General features: G+C 69.6%; 1 protein-coding gene. It reads left to right on the plus strand.

Annotated features, from left to right (window positions below; all coding sequences use genetic code 11):
* Positions 1-249 precede the first annotated feature (249 nt).
* Positions 250-1,467, plus strand: a complete 1,218-nt coding sequence (locus GA0115233_RS39995) for an IS110 family transposase (protein ID WP_093725702.1) — start codon at positions 250-252, stop codon at positions 1,465-1,467.
* The last annotated feature ends 61 nt before the right edge of the window (positions 1,468-1,528 follow it).

Below are 1,528 nucleotides of genomic sequence, written 5' to 3' on the forward strand. Positions count from 1 at the left end.
CGCGGTCCTGCAATGGGACCGCTGGCCTCCGGGCCCGGCATGACTGTGTCCCCCTGTCGAAGACATGACCTGGGGGGTGGTGTCACCGGGTCCGAGGGGTGTCCGTCGGAGACGCTGATCAGAGGTCCGGCCACCGTCCGGCCCGGCGCAACGCCGGGCAGTTCGCGGGCGGCAGGTCTGCATAACGTGGATGCGCGAGCACGACACCCGAGCCGAGGCCGGCACCGTCAACACCCGGGAGAGGGCACGATGTTCGAGATCCAAGACGTGGGCGTGTTCCTGGGCTTGGACGTCGGCAAGAGTGCCCACCACGGCCACGGACTCACTCCGGCCGGGAAGAAGGTCTTCGACAAGCCCCTGCCCAACAGCGAACCCAAGCTGCGGGCCGTGTTCGACAAGCTGGCCGCGAAGTTCGGCACCGTCCTCGTCGTGGTCGACCAGCCCGCTTCTATCGGAGCCCTGCCTCTGACCGTCGCCCGCGACGCGGGCTGCCGCGTCGCCTACCTGCCCGGACTCGCGATGCGCCGGATCGCCGACCTCTACCCGGGCGAGGCGAAGACCGACGCGAAGGACGCCGCGGTGATCGCGGACGCGGCCCGCACCATGCCGCACACCCTGCGCTCGCTGGAACTGACCGACGAGATCACCGCCGAACTCACGGTCCTCGTCGGCTTCGACCAGGACCTCGCGGCCGAGGCCACCCGCACATCCAACCGCATACGCGGCCTGCTCACCCAGTTCCACCCATCGCTGGAGCGGGTCCTGGGCCCTCGCCTCGACCACCAGGCCGTCACCTGGCTGCTGGAGCGCTACGGCTCCCCGTCCGCCCTGCGCAAGGCCGGCCGCCGCAGGCTCGTGGAGCTGATCCGCCCGAAAGCCCCGCGCATGGCTCAGCGGCTGATCGACGACGTCTTCGACGCGCTCGACGAACAGACCGTCGTCGTCCCCGGCACCGGCACCCTCGACATCGTCATCCCCTCTCTGGCCGCCTCGCTCGCCGCCGTCCACACCCAGCGCCGGGCGATGGAAGCCCAGATCAACACCCTGCTGGAGGCCCACCCTCTTTCCCCGGTCCTGACGTCGATGCCCGGCGTCGGCGTCAGGACCGCCGCCGTTCTGCTGGTCACCGTCGGCGACGGCACCAGCTTCCCCACCGCCGCCCATCTCGCCTCCTACGCCGGACTCGCCCCCACCACGAAGTCGTCCGGCACCTCGATCCACGGCGAACACGCACCCCGAGGCGGCAACCGGCAGCTCAAACGGGCGATGTTCCTGTCCGCCTTCGCCTGCATGAACGCCGATCCGGCTTCCCGCGCCTACTACGACAAGCAACGAGCCCGCGGCAAGACCCACACCCAGGCCCTCCTCCGCCTCGCCCGCCAACGCACCAGCGTCCTGTTCGCCATGCTCCGCGACGGCACCTTCTACGAATCCCGGACACCGAAAGCCGTCGAACTCGCCGCGTGACCCCAGCAAGTCAAACCGTCCCAAACCGAACCCAGGCGCCTTGACGAAAGACATAGAGGCA

The sequence above is a fragment of the Streptomyces sp. DI166 genome, from assembly GCF_900091315.1.
GTDB classification, from domain to species: Bacteria; Actinomycetota; Actinomycetes; order Streptomycetales; family Streptomycetaceae; genus Streptomyces; species Streptomyces fuscus.

What these genes read in the sequence shown, in the direction of transcription:
- GA0115233_RS39995 (WP_093725702.1), top strand. Translation starts at nt 250, where the DNA reads ATGTTCGAGATCCAAGACGTGGGCGTGTTCCTGGGCTTGGACGTCGGC.